Below are 17,741 nucleotides of genomic sequence, written 5' to 3' on the forward strand. Positions count from 1 at the left end.
TCTACCTCTACTTGGGGCGCCGATTATAGACGTGTTAGACGCGATCTTCACCTATTTAAGCGGTTTGCGTACCTTTTCCTCTGCATCTCTTTGCCCTATGCTACGTCAGTTTTCGTTCACAGGCCTGATGGCTGGCGCAATTACGGTGAAATTAGTGACAAAAGAAGTCAGTTCCTCTCAGCCTTTACGGCGTAATGGATTTACCTTTAAACAGTTTTTTGTGGCGCACGATCGGTGCGCGATGAAAGTCGGCACCGATGGCGTTCTGCTTGGCGCAACGGCATCAGTGAGCCATGCCCGTCGCGTTCTGGATATCGGCTGTGGCAGCGGACTTATCGCTATGATGCTGGCGCAGCGCAGCGGTCCTCAGACGCAGATTGATGCCGTAGAACTTGAGCCTGCCGCGGCATCGCAGGCGGCTGAGAATTTTGCCGAGTCCGTATGGGCACACAGAATGGCCGTGTATGCGCAGGATATCAATGATTACGCCGATCAACATCAGGCAGCCTATGACCTGATCGTCAGTAATCCCCCTTACTTCGAATCTGCAGTGGCCTGCCGCGATGAAGCGCGTAATGCTGCGCGGTACACTGAAACGTTGACCCACGACGCGTTGCTCGATTGCGCCGCTAAGCTCATCACGCCTGAGGGAATGTTAAGCGTAGTACTGCCGTATGATATTGGGATGACGTTTGAAGCAATGGCGCGTCAGAAAGGCTGGTTTAGCGCCTGGCGGATGGTGGTTCGCGATCGCCCCGGGAAACCCCTGAACCGTATGCTGTTAACTTTATCCCGACAACCGGCAGAGATTGTCGAACAGGAGCTGGCACTGCGGAAATCCGAAGGGATTTACAGTGAGGCGTTTTGCGCATTGATTACGGATTTTTATCTGAATTATTAAGATGGGCGAAAATTGAAAAGTGCGTTCCTTCGCACTTTGACGCCATTAAGGCTGGAGGATCGTGGGCTGCGGATTTTCCTGTAAATCAGGGTAATCCAGCGTGTAGTGCAGTCCGCGACTTTCTTTGCGTTCCATGGCGCTGCGGACGATCAGCTCTGCGACTAACACCAGATTTCGCAACTCCAGCAAGTTATTGGAAATGCGGAAATTGGCGTAGTATTCATCAATCTCCTGTTGCAGTGTCATGATACGACGCAGCGCGCGCTCCAGTCGTTTCGTCGTACGTACAATCCCGACGTAGTCCCACATGAACAACCTCAATTCATGCCAGTTATGTTGGATAACTACTTGCTCATCTGAATTGTCCACCCGGCTTTCGTCCCACTGCGGCACATGTTTCGCCAGTTTGACGTGAGGCAGTCGCTTAATAATATCTTCCGCCGCTGACCAGCCATATACCACGCATTCAAGTAAAGAGTTCGATGCCAGCCGGTTCGCACCATGCAGTCCGGTATAGCTGACTTCACCGATAGCATATAAGCCGTCGAGATCCGTACGCCCGTGCTGATCGACCATCACGCCACCGCAGGTATAATGCGCAGCAGGAACAATCGGAATGGCTTCTTTCGTGAGATCAATACCCAGAGAACTGAGCTTTTCATCAATCATCGGGAAGTGATGTTTGATGAATTCCGGCGGGCGGTGGCTGATATCAAGATACATGCAATCCGCGCCGAGACGCTTCATCTCATGGTCAATGGCTCTGGCAACGACATCGCGGGGAGCCAGTTCGCCACGCGAATCAAAGTCCGGCATAAAGCGCGAACCGTCCGGACGTTTGAGTACGGCGCCTTCGCCGCGCAGGGCTTCCGTCAGCAGGAAATTACGTGCCTGCGGGTGATAAAGGCAGGTCGGGTGAAACTGATTGAATTCGAGATTGGCCACGCGGCAGCCTGCTCGCCAGGCCATTGCTACACCGTCGCCTGATGAAATATCCGGGTTGGTGGTGTACTGATACACTTTCGCCGCACCGCCCGTCGCCAGCACAACGGCTTTGGCTCGCAGTGTTTCGACATGTTCTTTGTCGCGGTTCCAGACATACGCGCCCACCACGCGCTGAGTCCCTGGTAAACCGATTTTGCTGGAGGTAATTAAATCAACTGCGTTATAGCGTTCCTTAACGCAAATATTGGCATGTGCTCTTGCTTTACCTACCAGCGTAGTTTCTACTTCTTTACCTGTCGCATCAGCAGCATGCAGGATCCTGCGGTGGCTGTGGCCACCTTCACGGGTCAGGTGATAACGTTCTTCTGAACTCGCGTTGGTTTCGGTATCAAACAGTACACCCTGATCGATTAACCACTGGACGCAATGACGTGCATTGCTGGCGATAAATTCAACGGCTTCTTTGTCGCATAAGCCTGCACCGGCGATTAAGGTGTCTTCGACGTGTGAGGCAATACTGTCTGCTTCATCGAAAACGGCGGCGATACCACCCTGTGCGTAGAACGTGGAACCTTCGTTGAGAGGGCCTTTGCTGAGAATAGTTACGTGACAGTGGTCTGCAAGTCGCAAAGCCAGAGAAAGGCCCGCAGCGCCACTTCCGATAATCAATACATCACTGACAAATTCAGATGAAGGTTGCATAACGTATGATGTTTGCAGAAGAAGAGGGAAATTCATGTTAGCCTAAACCTCCGTGCAAAAGCCACGGGCATGAGACTTCAATAGAAAAAACAATGGCGATGTGGAACTTAATGTTCCATGTGAACTCCAAGCTGTACTTGCTCAGGAATATAATGATGAAAGCTGGCAGTACTACTTTATGCGCGGAGATAGTTTTGGGGAGATTTTACCTCGGATGAGCGAGCAGTTAGCCGATCAGGTTCTGGTTGAGCGGGTCCAGAAGGGTGATCAAAAATCGTTCAATTTACTGGTTATCCGATACCAGCATAAGGTAGCGAGCCTTGTATCCCGCTATGTGCCACAGGGCGATGTGCCTGATGTGGTTCAGGAATCTTTCATTAAAGCCTATCGCGCACTGGATTCATTCCGTGGCGACAGCGCTTTTTATACCTGGTTGTATCGTATTGCAGTCAATACGGCGAAAAATTATTTAGTTGCACAGGGCAGGCGTCCACCCTCCATTGATGTGGATGCAAACGAAGCCGAGAATTTTGAAAGTGGCGGCGCTCTGAAAGAAATATCGAACCCTGAGAACTTGATGTTGTCAGAAGAGTTACGGCAAATAGTTTTCCGTACTATTGAAGCACTCCCGGAAGATCTTCGCATGGCGATCACTCTGAGGGAGCTGGATGGATTAAGCTACGAAGAGATAGCGACCATCATGGACTGTCCGGTGGGTACGGTGAGATCCCGAATTTTCCGTGCCCGGGAAGCAATTGATAATAAAGTTCAACCGCTCATCCAGCGTTAGAGATGACGGACACAGGAAGGGTACTTAGGCATGCAGAAAGAAAAGCTTTCCGCTCTGATGGATGGTGAAGCCATTGATAACGAACTGTTAAGTTCCTTATCAACAGATCCTGCGCTTCAGCAAAACTGGCAGAGTTATCATTTGATCCGCGATACCTTGCGTGGTGATATTGGGAATGTGGTGCATCTGGATATCGCAGATCGTGTGGCCGCTGCGCTGGCAAACGAGCCGGTTAAACTGGTTCCTGGGTCTGCTACCGAATCGCAACCTCAGCCTCATACCTGGCAAAAAATGCCGTTCTGGCAGAAGGTTCGCCCTTGGGCAAGCCAGCTGACTCAGGTCGGTGTTGCAGCCTGTGTATCGCTGGCGGTGATTGTCGGTGTTCAGCACTACAATCAGCCTGATGCCTCTGGTGATTCACCAGAAACACCGGCGTTCAATACTCTGCCAATGATGGGTAAAGCTTCTCCGGTTAGCTTCGGCGTACCGAGCGAGGGTAATACCGCCAACGGGCAGCAGAACGTGCAGGAACAACGTAAGCGTATCAATGCGATGTTGCAGGATTACGAATTGCAGCGCCGCTTGCACTCCGAGCAGCTTCAACTTGAACCTGTTACGCCACAACAAGCCGCTGTTCAGGTCCCTGGTACTCAGTCTTTAGGAACGCAAACGCAGTAATGAAGCAAATTTGGTTTGCCGTTTGTTTAGCGACAGGCAACCTGCTTTATTCAGGTATCGCCTCGGCAGAGATATCTACCGAGGCGTTATTACAGGATATGGGCAAAGCCAGTCAGTCGCTGAATTATGAAATGGGTTTTATCAACATCACGAAGCAAGGGATTGATTCCTATCGCTATCGTCATGCTATCTCTAACCGAACCTCGCTGGCACAGCTGGTTCTGATGGACGGTCCGCGCCGTGAAATTGTCCAGCGTGGAAAAGACATCAGTTACTTTGAAACCGGCCTGCAACCCTTCACGCTGGATGGCGATCACATCGTTGATTCGTTGCCCTCAATTGTCTTCAGTGATTTCTCCCTGCTCTCAAAGTATTACGACTTTATTGCCGTTGGTCGAGCGCGTGCAGCTGACCGTTTGAGCCAGGTGATTCGTGTGGTTTCACGCGATGGCACGCGTTTCAGCTATGTGATTTGGGTGGATGAAGAGACCAAATTGCCAATGCGCGTTGATTTGTTGGATCGCGATGGTGAGACGCTGGAGCAATTCCGGGTGATTGGTTTTAATGACGTTGATAAAGAAGTCATCAGCTCACTGGCCGACCTCGAAAAGGCCAATCTTCCTCCTGTACTTTCCTTACCGGCTTCCGAGCAGGTGAAGTTCACCTGGCAGGTGAAATGGCTTCCGGCAGGTATCACTGAAGTGGCCAGCAGTCGCAGAACGTTGCCAAATATGCCCGTTACGATAGAATCACGGTTATATACCGACGGATTGTTCAGTTTCTCAGTCAACGTCACTGCAACAACTAACGGCCCATCTGAGCAGTTGATCAGGCAGGGGCGCAGAACGGTGCAAACAGAAATACGTAATGGCAATGAAATTACTGTCGTCGGCGAATTGCCGCCTTCCACGGCCAAGCGTATCGCTGACAGCATCGTGTTCTCTGCAAAATAAATTTGAGGGCAATCACATGATGAAGGAATGGGCCACCGTGGTCTCGTGGCAAGATGGTGTCGCATCACTGCGTTGTGAAACGCAGGCGGGATGCAGCAGCTGCCATTCACGTTCAGGATGTGGTGCCCGCGTACTCAATAAACTGGGGACGCAAACCGAGCATAATCTGCAGGTAAACATTTCTGAGCGTCTTGAGCCGGGACAAAAAGTCGAATTGGGGATTTCTGAAGGAAGCCTGCTACGTTCGGCATTTTTGGTTTATATGACGCCGCTGTTTGGCGTGATCCTTGGCGGTGGTCTGCTACAGGCGCTGTTGAAAGCAGATGTTTATGCGGTAGTCGGTGCGGTGCTGGGGGGCGGGCTGGGCTTTTTTATCGCCAAAGCGCTGGCGACGAAAGTTGATGGTCAGTCTGGTTATCAGCCTGTCGTCTTGCAGGTGGGCTTACCACCAAATGCATTCCGGTATTCTGTTGAGTCAGAACCGAACCTTCCTTCCTGATATTAAGCCGCTATCTCTGAGAGATATCGGCTTTTAATTACGTCCTTGTCATCCTGCCCATTCTAATGTCTGACCGGTATTCGGTTCTGAATCATATGCTCAATCAGCGCAATAAAAAGATCGGCGCTGGAAAGCGATGTATACGGAACGGAGAATAAAATTCTGCCATGTTTATCAAGCAATCTGACCAGCGGGCTGTTGCTGCCTCCGCTGATAAACTGAATATCCTCTACCGGCACGATTTTACCTTGGTCGGGCGTGAGCGCCAGCGCGCTCAGTCTTATCTTTTTCTCATTCATCATGAGCTTACTATTGAAGAAATGTTTCAGGCCACAGCGAGCATGCGTCGTGCTGGTGAAGTGAATGTCACCGCCCTGGGCCAGGGTATTGAGTGCCCACGGGCCACGAAACATCAGTTGCTCAGTTTTTATGATCTCAATTAATCGTTCAGAGTTAGCGATGTTTGGCGTGATATGGTGCCAGGTTCGGCTATTCTCTTCACGAAATAACATGGTATTTAAAATCCGCCGTGAATATTTCCCTGTCCTGAAACGATATATATCCATGATCCTTTCAAACGGAATGAATCTGCTTTTTTTGTCTTCCTGGCTTATCACTAAAATGCCATTTTCATGTAACTGATAGATCTGATGAGGCCGGATCAGGCGTCTCAAAAACATCAGGACAACACCCAAAGCAATGCTCAAGAGTGCCGTAAAAAACACGCTATAGAGGCTGTTTGCCGGGTGATCAACGGTCAGCAGAAAGGCGAGTTGTATTGCCCCTGCGACCAGTAAGAGAATTGACAGGACCAGTGTGATCCACGAGTTGGCTTTGGCAAAGCCATGCTGACTGAGCAGCCGCCCTTCATTGATCATGTTGATAACCTTGTGACCGGATTGAGTTAAAATATAAAAAAGCTTAAGGAAGAATGGAGATTGAAATTGTTATTTTTGGAATCAGATTTTCTTTTTATAACAATATATTAAGAACAGATCGTGGTTTTTGTATATGGGGATTTTCCTAAAGCAGTAAAGGCCGATGAATGTCGATAATCTTAGGCCCGGAACATGTCAAAGTATCTGCTGGCAGAAGGTGGCGTGGATAACTGACGTAAATGTCCGTTCTGGCTTTCAGGAAAGCACGCATAATGTGGAGTAAAGGGATGTCGAGACTAGGTTTTCACGGTGCTGACATGTAGAATGCTGCCACTTAGGCGAAAGACAGCCAACCTACAAACCGTCGCTGCATGTTCATGGCGAATGATCCAGAAATACCAAGGCAGAAAAACTTTTATAATGAAGCATATACGAAATTTCTCCATTATTGCCCACATTGACCACGGTAAGTCGACGCTGTCCGACCGTATTATTCAAATTTGCGGTGGATTGTCCGACCGTGAAATGGAATCACAGGTCCTCGACTCGATGGATCTTGAGCGCGAACGCGGCATTACCATCAAAGCTCAGAGCGTAACTCTCGATTACAAAGCGAAGGATGGGCAAGTTTATCATCTGAACTTTATCGATACTCCCGGGCACGTTGACTTCTCCTATGAAGTTTCCCGTTCACTGGCTGCTTGCGAAGGCGCATTGCTGGTCGTGGATGCGGGGCAGGGCGTAGAGGCTCAGACTCTGGCTAACTGCTACACTGCGATGGAAATGAATCTGGAAGTCGTACCGGTTCTCAATAAAATCGACTTACCCGCCGCTGATCCCGATCGCGCAGCGCAGGAAATCGAAGACATCGTCGGTATCGACGCGACAGATGCGGTGCGTTGCTCTGCGAAAACCGGCGTCGGTGTTCCGGAAGTTCTGGAACGTCTGGTGCGCGATGTTCCGCCACCCGAAGGCGATCCGGATGCCCCTCTGCAGGCGCTTATCATCGACTCATGGTTCGATAACTACCTGGGCGTTGTGTCTCTGGTCCGTATCAAAAACGGTACCATGAAGAAGGGCGACAAGATTAAAGTGATGAGTACCGGACAGGTTTATAACGCCGATCGTCTGGGTATCTTTACGCCGAAACGCGTTGATAAAGATATTCTGAACTGCGGTGAAGTAGGCTGGCTGGTCTGTGCGATAAAAGACATTCTGGGCGCACCGGTGGGTGACACCCTGACGCTGCAACGTAATCCTGCGGATAAAGTTCTGCCTGGTTTCAAGAAAGTGAAACCACAAGTTTACGCCGGTCTGTTCCCTGTCAGCTCCGACGATTACGAAAACTTCCGCGATGCGCTGGGTAAACTCAGCCTGAACGATGCGTCGTTGTTCTACGAACCAGAAAGTTCAACCGCACTGGGCTTCGGTTTCCGCATTGGCTTCCTCGGCCTGCTGCATATGGAAATCATTCAGGAACGTCTGGAGCGCGAATACGATCTTGACCTGATTACCACTGCACCAACAGTTGTTTATGAAGTGGTGACTACCGGTAACGAAATCATCTACGTTGATAGCCCGTCTAAGCTGCCAGCGCTGAATAATATTCTGGAATTACGCGAACCTATCGCTGAGTGTCATATGCTGATGCCTCAGGAATATCTGGGTAGCGTTATTACACTCTGTATTGAGAAACGTGGCGTACAGACGAATATGGTTTACCACGGTAACCAGGTTGCACTGACCTACGAAATCCCCATGGCAGAAGTGGTTCTCGATTTCTTTGACCGTCTGAAATCAACTTCCCGTGGTTATGCTTCACTTGATTACAATTTCAAACGTTTCCAGGCTTCTGACATGGTACGCGTTGATGTTCTAATCAACGGCGAACGCGTGGATGCCCTGGCGCTGATCACTCACCGTGGCAACTCGCAAGGTCGTGGGCGTCAACTGGTTGAGAAGATGCAGGAGTTGATCCCGCGTCAGCAGTTCGACATTGCTATTCAGGCGGCGATTGGTGCACATATCATTGCCCGTTCCACTGTGAAACAGTTACGTAAAAACGTTTTAGCTAAGTGCTACGGCGGTGACGTCAGTCGTAAGAAGAAACTGTTGCAGAAGCAGAAAGATGGTAAGAAACGCATGAAGCAAGTGGGTAACGTTGAGTTGCCTCAGGAAGCGTTCCTGGCCATTCTCCATGTGGGTAAAGACGGCAATAAATAAATCCTTAATTGAGTTGTAGGGAGTATGCATGGCTAACATGTTTGCCCTGGTTCTGGCGATTGCAACGCTGGTTTCAGGGATTATCTGGTGCCTTGATCGTTTCAAGCTTGCACCCGCTCGCCGGGCTAAAATTGCCAAAATCAAGGCCGAAACGGGTGGTGCCGTAGACGATACCACGCTGAACAAAGTGGCGAAGCAGCCGGGTTGGGTAGAAACCTGTGCTTCGGTATTCCCGGTCTTGTTAGTCGTGTTTGTGGTGCGTTCATTCATTTATGAACCTTTCCAGATCCCGTCAGGCTCCATGATGCCAACGCTGTTAATCGGCGATTTCATCGTGGTAGAAAAATATGCCTACGGTCTGAAAGATCCCATTACTCAGACTAAACTTATCGAAACGGGCGAGCCGAAACGCGGTGATGTCGTGGTGTTCAAATATCCGCTGAATCCAAAAGTGGATTATATTAAACGCCTTGTGGGCTTACCGGGCGACCGGGTGACTTACGATCCTTTCAGTAAGCGAGTCACCATTCAGCCCGCCTGCAAAAGCGGCAGTAATTGTAATACCGCGCTGGCCGTGACTTATGACGCCGGCGCTGCCAGTGATTTCGTTCAGACCTTCGCTCAGGCCTCCGGTGGGGAAGCAAGCAGCGGATTTTTTGAAACCCCGCCAACGGAGAATGTCCCTCAGGATGGCGTCCGTTTGGTTCAGTTCAATGAAACGCTGGGCAATGTAACGCACCACATTCTGACCGTGCCCGGCGCGCGTGACCAGCTAGGGGCTTATTATCAGCAACCGGGCCAGCCGATGGGCACCTGGGTTGTTCCGGCCGGCCATTACTTCATGATGGGCGATAACCGTGACAACAGTGCAGATAGCCGCTATTGGGGCTTTGTGCCAGAAAAGAACTTAGTGGGTAAAGCTTCTGCCATCTGGATGAGCTTTAAAAAACAAGAAGGTGAATGGCCTACCGGTGTTCGATTAAGCCGTATCGGTGGAATACATTAATTCTTGCTATTGCTGCCCGGAATAATTCGAGTTGCAGGAGGTGAAAGCCCCTGCAACTTCAATAATGACGGGCATATTAGCGCAGCATTAAATATCCACACGTTGTAGAATAACCCTTCGGGCGATAAAAGTTGGCTCTTCGGATTTTTATTTCATATTGAAAATGCACTGAGAGAGCCACTGCAAACGAAACAGCTTTGGATTGGCTTAGGGCGAAGCAGGCCTGTTCCGTATGCTGAAGTTTTTGACGCATTCTTGATCTATTGGTAACTCATGAATCCCATCGTAATAAACAGGCTTCAGCGGAAGCTGGGCTACACTTTTCAACAGCAGGAGCTTTTATTGCAGGCACTGACTCACCGCAGCGCAAGCAGTAAACACAATGAGCGTTTAGAGTTCCTGGGTGATTCCATTCTTAGTTATGTGATTGCTAACGCACTGTACCAACGTTTTCCTCGGGTAGACGAGGGCGATATGAGTCGCATGCGTGCCACGCTGGTGCGCGGAAATACGTTAGCTGAAATGGCACGTGAATTCGATCTTGGTGAATGCTTGCGTTTAGGGCCGGGCGAATTAAAAAGTGGTGGTTTCCGCCGTGAGTCAATTCTTGCGGATACGGTGGAGGCACTCATTGGCGGCGTATTCCTGGACAGTGATATCCAGAACGTCGAAAAGCTGATTCTCGATTGGTACCGTAGTCGTTTAGACGAAATCAGTCCCGGTGATAAGCAGAAAGACCCAAAAACCCGTTTACAGGAGTTTTTGCAAGGTCGTCATCTGCCGTTGCCTTCTTATCTGGTTGTGCAGGTTCGCGGTGAAGCACACGACCAAGAGTTTACCATCCACTGCCAGGTCAGTGGCTTGAATCAGCCGGTTGTAGGAACCGGGTCAAGCCGCAGAAAAGCCGAGCAGGCGGCAGCGGAACAAGCGCTGATACAGCTGGAGCTTGAATGAGCGAAGAAAAGAATTACTGTGGTTTTGTAGCAATCGTTGGCCGTCCTAACGTCGGTAAATCAACCTTGCTGAACGAATTATTGGGGCAGAAGATCTCCATTACTTCGCGTAAACCGCAAACAACACGTCACCGTATTATGGGTATCCATACAGAAGGCCCTTATCAGGCGATTTACGTGGACACCCCAGGGCTGCACATGGAAGAAAAGCGGGCGATCAACCGCCTGATGAACCGTGCAGCAAGCAGTTCGATCGGTGATGTGGAACTGGTTATTTTCGTGGTTGAAGGCACCCACTGGACGCCGGACGACGAAATGGTCGTGAATAAATTGCGCGACATTAAGGCGCCTGTTCTGCTGGCTATCAACAAAATCGATAATGTCACTGACAAATCGAAGTTGTTGCCACACTTGCAGTTCCTCAGCGAACAGATGAACTTTATCGATATCGTGCCAATGTCTGCCGAAAAACGTATTAACGTAGATACCATCGCCAGCATCGTGCGTAAGCGTCTGCCGGAAGCGATTCATCATTTCCCTGAAGACTACATTACTGACCGCTCACAGCGTTTTATGGCCTCTGAAATCATCCGTGAAAAACTGATGCGTTTCCTGGGCGAAGAACTGCCTTACTCCGTGACCGTAGAAATCGAGCGATTTGTGAGTAATGAACGTGGCGGTTACGATATCAATGGCCTGATTCTGGTAGAACGTGAAGGCCAGAAGAAAATGGTTATCGGTAACAAAGGCTCAAAAATCAAGACGATCGGTATCGAATCTCGTCAGGACATGGAAAACATGTTTGAAGCGAAGGTTCATCTTGAATTGTGGGTTAAGGTCAAATCCGGTTGGGCAGACGATGAACGTGCGCTGCGCAGTCTGGGTTATACAGACGACTTATAAGGTCCGCGCCTATGGAAGGCTGGCAACGCGCATTTGTATTGCATGGGCGACCTTACAGTGAAACCAGTCTCATGCTGGATCTTTTCACTGAAGGACAAGGGCGGGTGCGCATACTGGCTAAAGGTGCGCGTGGCCGCCGGTCCAATCTGAAAGGCTGCTTGCAGCCTTTTACGCCTTTACTGGTTCGCTGGAGCGGGCGGGGAGAAGTGAAAACCCTGCGTAACGCTGAGCCGGTTTCTCTGGCTCTTCCTCTCTCCGGTTTGATGCTTTACAGCGGCCTGTACGTTAACGAACTGGTTTCCCGCGTGCTTGAACAGGAAGCCAACTACTCCTCGTTATTCTTCGATTATCTCAATTGTCTGCAAAACCTCGCGGGGGCGACCGGCTCTCCGGAATATGCGCTGCGTCAGTTTGAACTCGCACTGCTGCATCATCTGGGCTACGGCGTGGATTTTTTGCATTGTGCGGGCAGTGGCGAAGAAGTCAGTGACACCATGACCTATCGTTATCGCGAAGAGAAAGGGTTTATCGCCAGTCTGGTGATCGACAACTCAAGCTTTACCGGTAAAGATTTGAAAGCGTTGGCCAGCCGTGATTTCCCCGACGTAGCCACTCTGCGCGCCGCCAAACGTTTTACCCGTATTGCGCTCAAGCCCTATCTCGGCGGTAAACCGCTGAAAAGCCGTGAGCTGTTCCGCCAGTTTCAGGTCAAAAAGCCTGTCGCACCTTCTGACAATTCTGACAGCTAATTTTTTCCCCAGACTACACGCCACCGTACCCTAGGGTGTAAACTGCGGAAATTGGCTTTTTTGATCCACTCTTAAATCAATCCATTCTTAAATCTGGAGCTGTTATGGCTGAGTTGCTGTTAGGCGTTAACATTGATCATGTCGCGACACTGCGTAATGCACGCGGTACGGCTTACCCTGATCCTGTTCAGGCGGCGTTTATCGCTGAACAGGCGGGAGCTGACGGGATCACCGTTCACCTGCGCGAAGACCGTCGCCATATCACCGATCGTGATGTCCGTCTTCTGCGTCAGACCATCCAGACCCGCATGAATCTCGAAATGGCGGTGACCGATGAAATGGTCGGCATTGCCTGTGAAGTTCTGCCGCATTTCTGCTGCCTGGTGCCGGAAAAGCGTGAAGAAGTCACCACCGAAGGCGGACTCGACGTTGCCGGGCAGATCGACAAAATGACCGTTGCCGTCTCCCGTCTTAGTGAAGCGGGTATTCTGGTTTCCCTGTTTATCGATGCAGATCTGCGCCAGATAGACGCTGCCGTTGCCGTGGGTGCGCCTTATATCGAAATTCATACCGGTGCGTATGCCGAAGCGAAAACTGACCTTGAGCGCCAGGCCGAGCTTCAGCGTATTAAACAAGGTGCCGCTTATGCCGCGGGCAAAGGGTTGAAAGTGAATGCCGGTCACGGGCTGACTTACCACAACGTACAGCCGATCGCAGCGATGCCGGAGATGCACGAGCTAAACATTGGCCACGCAATCATTGGTCAGGCCGTGATCGATGGCTTATCGGGTGCCGTACGTGAAATGAAAAACCTGATGCGGGAAGCACGCCGTTAATGAGTATTTTAGGTTTAGGTACGGATATCGTTGAGATAACCCGTATCGAAGCAGTGATTGAACGCAGCGGCGACCGGCTGGCAAAACGTATCTTGTGCGCCAATGAATGGGCTGTCTACCAGCAGCATCAGCAGCCGGTTCGCTTTCTGGCAAAGCGTTTTGCGGTGAAAGAAGCCGCGGCGAAAGCGCTGGGCACGGGAATCCGCAACGGGCTGGCGTTTGAACAGTTTGAAGTGGTGAACGACGTGCTGGGAAAACCGGGGCTGATATTTCACGCCCGTGCCGCAGAAATGGCGGCGGAGCTGGGCGTGAAACACGTCCATGTGACGCTGGCCGATGAGCGACGTTACGCGTGCGCCACGGTGATTATCGAAAATTGAATTACACGGTGTGATGCAGTACGACGAATTTGTCCCAGAGCTGCTCGTTGGATTCGGTGTGTTGCGGATTAATGATGATCGTGTTGTCGATCGGGCAGACGCTCTGGCAGGTCGGCTTGTCGTAATGGCCGACACATTCCGTACAGCGATCGCTGTCAATTTCGTAAATCTCATTGCCCATCGAGATCGCCTGATTCGGGCACTCCGGTTCGCACATATCGCAGTTAATGCATTTGTGTGTGATCAGCAGGGCCATAACATCTCTCGTATCTTCAATAATCAGGGCGCGCAGTATACCAGAATTGCGCTGGCATAGTTTCCGCGCCAGCGCCTTTCCACGCCTGAACTGATCCTGATCAAATCAGCTTTTTTACTAATTCTTCGCTGTGGCGGATCCGCTCCGGCGCATGTTCTGTATCCTGCTGAACCAGTGCAACAAACAGGAGATCGGTCAGTGAATATTGCGCGGTGGTTGCCGAGAGCGCTGCACCACGCGTGGCCGGTAATTCCGCGACGGTATAGAGACAGTGGTCAGCCTGCTGTTGCAGCGTATTGGGTGTAAAACCGGTGATCGCCAGTACTTTCGCACCGCTCTCTCGTGCGACCCGCGCTGCCAGATTGATTTCACTGCGTTCACCGCTCGATGAAATCGCCAGCAGCAAATCCTTTTTAGACAGCGCCTGCATGGTGGCGATAAGCACGTGAGTGTCGGATTCGGCGATGGCAGTCACGCCGATTTTTAGCAACTTATATGCCAGATCCCTCGCCACCAGACCGGATGCCCCGATGCCCGTCAACACAATTTTTCTGGCATCGGTCAGCATGGATAAGCCAATTTTTAACCGGGGTTCACCGTTGATATCCAGCGTAGCGCGCAATGCCGCCTGTTTTTCTGCCAGCAATTTCTCCCCGACCACATGCAAACTGTCCGTGCTGAGGATCTGATTGTGCACCGTCACAGGCGCATTATTTTTCGGGGAGGCCAGCGATTCGCTCATCGCCAGTTTCAGTGCAGGAAAACCTTTATATCCTAATTTCTGTGCGAACTTTACGACGCCCGACTGGCTGACGCCTGCCATTTCCGCCAGTTTTTGCGAGCTAAGATGGCGTGCTTTATCCGGCTGATCCAGTAAGAAATCGGCCAGCTTGCGGTCATTTTGTGCCAGCCTTGGGTAGAGCTGGCGGATCCGAATCATACAACTCATGCTGGGTTTTCCCCGTTCCTCAAAATACCGACATCACGTTTTACTGATTATGTTCTTTAAAGTAGCAAATATTCCTCGCATTGATGAATAAAATATTCAAGTATTGTGCAATTATTTTGAATTAAAAATTCAGGAGTGTGTAATGAACCTTACGATGAACTTAGGTGCTCTGGTTTCAGAAAGCCGCAACCCGGATACGATGAATCTGGATGAAATGTCCACGCTGGATCTGGTGACCTGCTTTAACCATGAAGACCGCAAGGTGCCGGAGGCTATCAATAAGGTGCTGCCGGAAATCGCCCTGGCTGTCGACAAAGCGGCTGCCTCATTTAAAGCCGGAGGTCGCCTGATTTATCTCGGCGCAGGAACCAGTGGCCGTCTGGGCGTGCTGGATGCATCAGAATGTCCTCCAACGTTTGGCGTCCCACACACTATGGTCATCGGCCTGATTGCCGGTGGGCCGGGTGCGATGCTTAAAGCGGTAGAAGGCGCGGAAGACAACGAATCGCTGGGCATTGAAGATTTAAAAAATCTCAGTCTGACTGACAAAGATACGGTAGTAGGTCTTGCTGCCAGCGGGCGGACACCTTATGTCATTGGTGCGCTGCGTTACGCTACGCAGCTCGGTTGTGCCACCGTTGCGATTTCCTGTAACCCGGATTCGCCGATTGCCCGTGAAGCCAGTGTCGCGATTTCACCGGTCGTCGGTCCGGAAGCGCTGACCGGTTCCACTCGTCTGAAATCCGGCACGGCGCAGAAGCTGGTGCTGAATATGATTTCAACCGGCGCGATGGTCAAAACCGGCAAGGTTTATCAGAACCTGATGGTGGATGTGAAAGCGACCAACGTTAAGCTGGTCGATCGCGCCTGTCGCATTGTAGTGGAAGCCACTGGAGCTGCGCGGGAAGCCGCTGAACAAGCTTTGTCAGAAACCGAATTCGAAGTGAAACCGGCGATTCTGATGTTACTGGCGGGAATCGATGCGCAGCAGGCCATTGCGCGCCTGACAAAACACAATGGATTCCTGCGCGCAGCTCTGGCGTATTAAAGCAAAGGGGATAAGCATGGCGACGGCGATGAACAAAACTCACCTGCTGGCTTCGAAGATCTTGCAGGGTGTGGGTGGTGAAGCAAATATCAGTAAGCTGGAAAACTGCATGACCCGCGTACGCGTGGAAGTGTACGACGATGGGCTTCTGGATCTGGCCAGCCTGAACACGCTGGAAGGTATCAAGGGCTATCTTAAGCAGGGCGAGCAGCATCAGTTTATTGTCGGTCCGGGTGCGGCGGCAAAAGTTGTGGATGCCATGCGGTTACAGCTCAGCCCGGTGCGCACGGGCTCCGGTGAAAGCGACATCGCACGCAACAAAGCCGATGCGAAAGCCAAATATTCCGCCCCAATGAGCGGGGCGCTGCGCAAACTCGCAGATATCTTTATCCCGCTTATTCCGGCATTTATCGCCTCAGGCCTGATCATGGGCATCATCAATCTGCTTAAACGGCCTGATATTGCCGGTTCGATTGCGACAGATTATCCGAATATTCTCGGGCTGCTGGCGGTATTCGGCGGTGCGGTGTTTGCCATCATGAATATTCTGGTCGGTGTGAATGCTGCGCGGGTTTTCGGTGGTTCTCAGGCGATGGGTGGCGTGATGGCAGGGATCCTATCGAGCCCGGCGCTGGCGCAAATCACCTTATTCGGGGAAACACTTCAACCCGGCCGTGGCGGCGTGATTGCCGTGTTGCTGGTGGTTGCGCTGATGTGCTGGCTGGAAAAACGCCTGCGGCAGTGGTTGCCGGAATCCGTTGAGCTTATCCTCAATCCGCTGATCACCACGCTGATTACCGCAACGCTGGCGATCATTATCCTGCAACCGCTTGGCGGAATTATATCTGACGGTATCGCGCACGGCGTGAATATCGCCATCGACAAAGGTGGTTTGCTGGTCGGCGCTATTTTAGCTGGGGCGTTTCTGCCGCTGGTGCTCTCAGGTTTACATCAGGGGCTGGTGCCGATCCACGTCGAGCTGATTCAGGCGCACGGTTCCAATCCATTATTGCCGATCCTGGCGATGGCCGGCGTAGGGCAGGTGGGCGCGGCGATTGCGGTCTATATGAAAACCCGCAATGCCCGGTTGAAAAAAGTGATTAAAGGCGCCTTGCCGGTCGGCATTTTGGGCATCGGTGAGCCGCTGATATTTGGCGTGACATTGCCACTTGGGCGACCTTTTATCGGCGCATGTCTGGGCGGAGCCGTCGGCGGTGCGCTAATCTGTTACTGGAAAGTCGCGACGGTGATCACTTTTGGTATTTCAGGATTGCCGCTGGCGCTGACCATTGTTTCCGGCAAAGTGATGTTGTATCTGGCAGGTTTAGTCATTACGGTATTAGCTGGTTTTATATTTACCTGGATGATGGGGTTCAACGATCCCGAGGAGTAACGGATTGACTACGAAGCCTGACCGACGGGTAGTATTTTTTGATCTTGACGGCACGCTGCATCAGCAGGACATGTTTGGATCCTTCTTACGCTTCCTGCTTTGGCGTATGCCGCAAAATCTGATTCTGGTGGTGCCTTTGCTGCCACTGATTGGGCTGGGATTATTCTTTCAGGGGCGTGCGACCCGCTGGCCGATGAGCCTTTTGCTTTGGGCGATCACCTTCGGGCACAGCGAGGCGCGACTCAAGGCGCTGGAGTTGCAGTTTGTGAATGCGTTCCGCCAGAAAGTGGTGGAATTCCCGGTGGTGCAGCGCCGTTTGCGGGAGTATCTCGACAGCGATGATACCGAAGTCTGGCTGATTACCGGATCGCCGGAAAATCTGGTGAAGCAGGTCTATCACGAATCGCTGTTTTTACCGCAGGTGAAACTGGTAGGCAGCCGGATTAAACGGGCTAAAGGTGGCTGGGTTTTACCACTGCGTTGTCTGGGCGAAGAGAAAGTGGTGCAACTGGAAAGCCGCATCGGTTCGCCGCTGAAACTGTACAGCGGTTACAGCGACAGCAAACAGGACAACCCATTACTGTATTTTTGCGAGCATCGTTTTCGCGTCAGCAAACAAGGTGAGCTACAGCAACTGGAATGACGTTTCCGGTTCTGCGCCTCATAAACAGATAAGGCCGGATTTCCGGCCTTATCTGT

19 protein-coding genes are annotated in these 17,741 nt (G+C 51.3%); 15 read left to right on the forward strand and 4 right to left on the reverse strand.

Annotation, left to right across the window (positions count from 1 at the left end):
• The first annotated feature begins 154 nt into the window (after positions 1–154).
• Positions 155–901 carry a tRNA(1)(Val) (adenine(37)-N(6))-methyltransferase TrmN gene (gene trmN, locus ACMHLI_RS01835; RefSeq protein WP_413528284.1) on the forward strand — a complete coding sequence of 249 codons (747 nt, stop codon included), beginning with the start codon at positions 155–157 and terminating at the stop codon, positions 899–901.
• Between the two features lie 45 nt (positions 902–946).
• Here the strand turns inward: trmN and nadB are convergent, their stop codons facing one another.
• On the reverse strand, positions 947–2,548 hold the full coding sequence (gene nadB / locus ACMHLI_RS01840; RefSeq protein ID WP_413528015.1) for an L-aspartate oxidase: 1,602 nt from the start codon (positions 2,546–2,548) through the stop codon (positions 947–949).
• A 214-nt stretch (positions 2,549–2,762) separates the two neighbouring features.
• Between nadB and rpoE the strand changes: the two genes are divergently transcribed.
• The 4 genes from rpoE to rseC are packed head-to-tail and all read left to right on the forward strand — an operon-like array spanning position 2,763 to position 5,468.
• Positions 2,763–3,338 (forward strand): RNA polymerase sigma factor RpoE, encoded by a 576-nt coding sequence (rpoE, locus tag ACMHLI_RS01845; RefSeq protein WP_413528285.1) that lies wholly within the window; start codon positions 2,763–2,765, stop codon positions 3,336–3,338.
• 30 nt (positions 3,339–3,368) lie between these two features.
• Entirely contained in the window at positions 3,369–4,016 is a 648-nt protein-coding gene (gene rseA / locus ACMHLI_RS01850; protein ID WP_413528016.1) for an anti-sigma-E factor RseA, read from the forward strand.
• Positions 4,016–4,969 (forward strand): sigma-E factor regulatory protein RseB, encoded by a 954-nt coding sequence (rseB, locus tag ACMHLI_RS01855; RefSeq protein ID WP_413528017.1) that lies wholly within the window; start codon positions 4,016–4,018, stop codon positions 4,967–4,969. The genes rseA and rseB overlap by 1 nt, the downstream gene beginning before the upstream one ends.
• A 16-nt stretch (positions 4,970–4,985) precedes the next feature.
• Positions 4,986–5,468: a SoxR-reducing system protein RseC gene (gene rseC / locus ACMHLI_RS01860; protein ID WP_413528018.1), complete on the forward strand. Its 483-nt coding sequence runs from the start codon at positions 4,986–4,988 to the stop codon at positions 5,466–5,468.
• Between the two features lie 62 nt (positions 5,469–5,530).
• On the opposite strand, the gene ACMHLI_RS01865 is transcribed toward rseC, so the two are convergent.
• On the reverse strand, positions 5,531–6,346 hold the full coding sequence (locus ACMHLI_RS01865; protein WP_413528019.1) for a DUF6585 family protein: 816 nt from the start codon (positions 6,344–6,346) through the stop codon (positions 5,531–5,533).
• A gap of 420 nt (positions 6,347–6,766) precedes the next feature.
• On the opposite strand from ACMHLI_RS01865, the gene lepA reads away from it, so the two are divergent.
• From lepA to acpS, 7 genes are all read left to right on the forward strand, one after another.
• A complete protein-coding gene (gene lepA, locus ACMHLI_RS01870; protein ID WP_112164243.1) occupies positions 6,767–8,569 on the forward strand; it encodes a translation elongation factor 4 in 1,803 nt (600 codons plus the stop codon).
• Between the two features lie 28 nt (positions 8,570–8,597).
• On the forward strand, positions 8,598–9,575 hold the full coding sequence (gene lepB, locus ACMHLI_RS01875) for a signal peptidase I (protein ID WP_413528020.1): 978 nt from the start codon (positions 8,598–8,600) through the stop codon (positions 9,573–9,575).
• A gap of 273 nt (positions 9,576–9,848) precedes the next feature.
• Positions 9,849–10,529 (forward strand): ribonuclease III, encoded by a 681-nt coding sequence (gene rnc / locus ACMHLI_RS01880; RefSeq protein ID WP_112164245.1) that lies wholly within the window; start codon positions 9,849–9,851, stop codon positions 10,527–10,529.
• On the forward strand, positions 10,526–11,431 hold the full coding sequence (era, locus tag ACMHLI_RS01885; protein ID WP_112164246.1) for a GTPase Era: 906 nt from the start codon (positions 10,526–10,528) through the stop codon (positions 11,429–11,431). Before rnc ends, era begins: the two co-directional genes overlap by 4 nt.
• A gap of 11 nt (positions 11,432–11,442) precedes the next feature.
• Positions 11,443–12,180, forward strand: a complete 738-nt coding sequence (recO, locus tag ACMHLI_RS01890; protein ID WP_413528021.1) for a DNA repair protein RecO — start codon at positions 11,443–11,445, stop codon at positions 12,178–12,180.
• Positions 12,181–12,284: 104 nt separating this feature from the next.
• Positions 12,285–13,016, forward strand: a complete 732-nt coding sequence (pdxJ, locus tag ACMHLI_RS01895) for a pyridoxine 5'-phosphate synthase (protein WP_413528022.1) — start codon at positions 12,285–12,287, stop codon at positions 13,014–13,016.
• Entirely contained in the window at positions 13,016–13,396 is a 381-nt protein-coding gene (gene acpS, locus ACMHLI_RS01900) for a holo-ACP synthase (RefSeq protein WP_413528023.1), read from the forward strand. The genes pdxJ and acpS overlap by 1 nt, the downstream gene beginning before the upstream one ends.
• A gap of 1 nt (position 13,397) precedes the next feature.
• On the opposite strand, the gene ACMHLI_RS01905 is transcribed toward acpS, so the two are convergent.
• Both ACMHLI_RS01905 and ACMHLI_RS01910 read right to left on the reverse strand, forming a co-directional pair.
• Positions 13,398–13,652, reverse strand: coding sequence for a YfhL family 4Fe-4S dicluster ferredoxin (locus ACMHLI_RS01905; RefSeq protein ID WP_413528024.1), 255 nt, complete (start codon positions 13,650–13,652; stop codon positions 13,398–13,400).
• Positions 13,653–13,752: 100 nt separating this feature from the next.
• On the reverse strand, positions 13,753–14,601 hold the full coding sequence (locus ACMHLI_RS01910) for a MurR/RpiR family transcriptional regulator (RefSeq protein ID WP_413528025.1): 849 nt from the start codon (positions 14,599–14,601) through the stop codon (positions 13,753–13,755).
• A 154-nt stretch (positions 14,602–14,755) separates the two neighbouring features.
• On the opposite strand from ACMHLI_RS01910, the gene murQ reads away from it, so the two are divergent.
• Genes murQ through yfhb form a run of 3 tightly spaced genes read left to right on the forward strand, consistent with a single transcriptional unit; the run spans position 14,756 to position 17,685 of the window.
• Positions 14,756–15,649, forward strand: a complete 894-nt coding sequence (gene murQ / locus ACMHLI_RS01915) for an N-acetylmuramic acid 6-phosphate etherase (RefSeq protein WP_413528286.1) — start codon at positions 14,756–14,758, stop codon at positions 15,647–15,649.
• A gap of 28 nt (positions 15,650–15,677) precedes the next feature.
• Positions 15,678–17,042, forward strand: coding sequence for a PTS transporter subunit EIIC (locus ACMHLI_RS01920; protein ID WP_413528287.1), 1,365 nt, complete (start codon positions 15,678–15,680; stop codon positions 17,040–17,042).
• A gap of 4 nt (positions 17,043–17,046) precedes the next feature.
• A complete protein-coding gene (yfhb, locus tag ACMHLI_RS01925; RefSeq protein WP_413528026.1) occupies positions 17,047–17,685 on the forward strand; it encodes a phosphatidylglycerophosphatase C in 639 nt (212 codons plus the stop codon).
• Positions 17,686–17,741: the final 56 nt, after the last annotated feature.

The organism is Rahnella inusitata (genome assembly GCF_965118895.1).
Taxonomy (GTDB): Bacteria; Pseudomonadota; Gammaproteobacteria; order Enterobacterales; family Enterobacteriaceae; genus Rahnella; species Rahnella inusitata_A.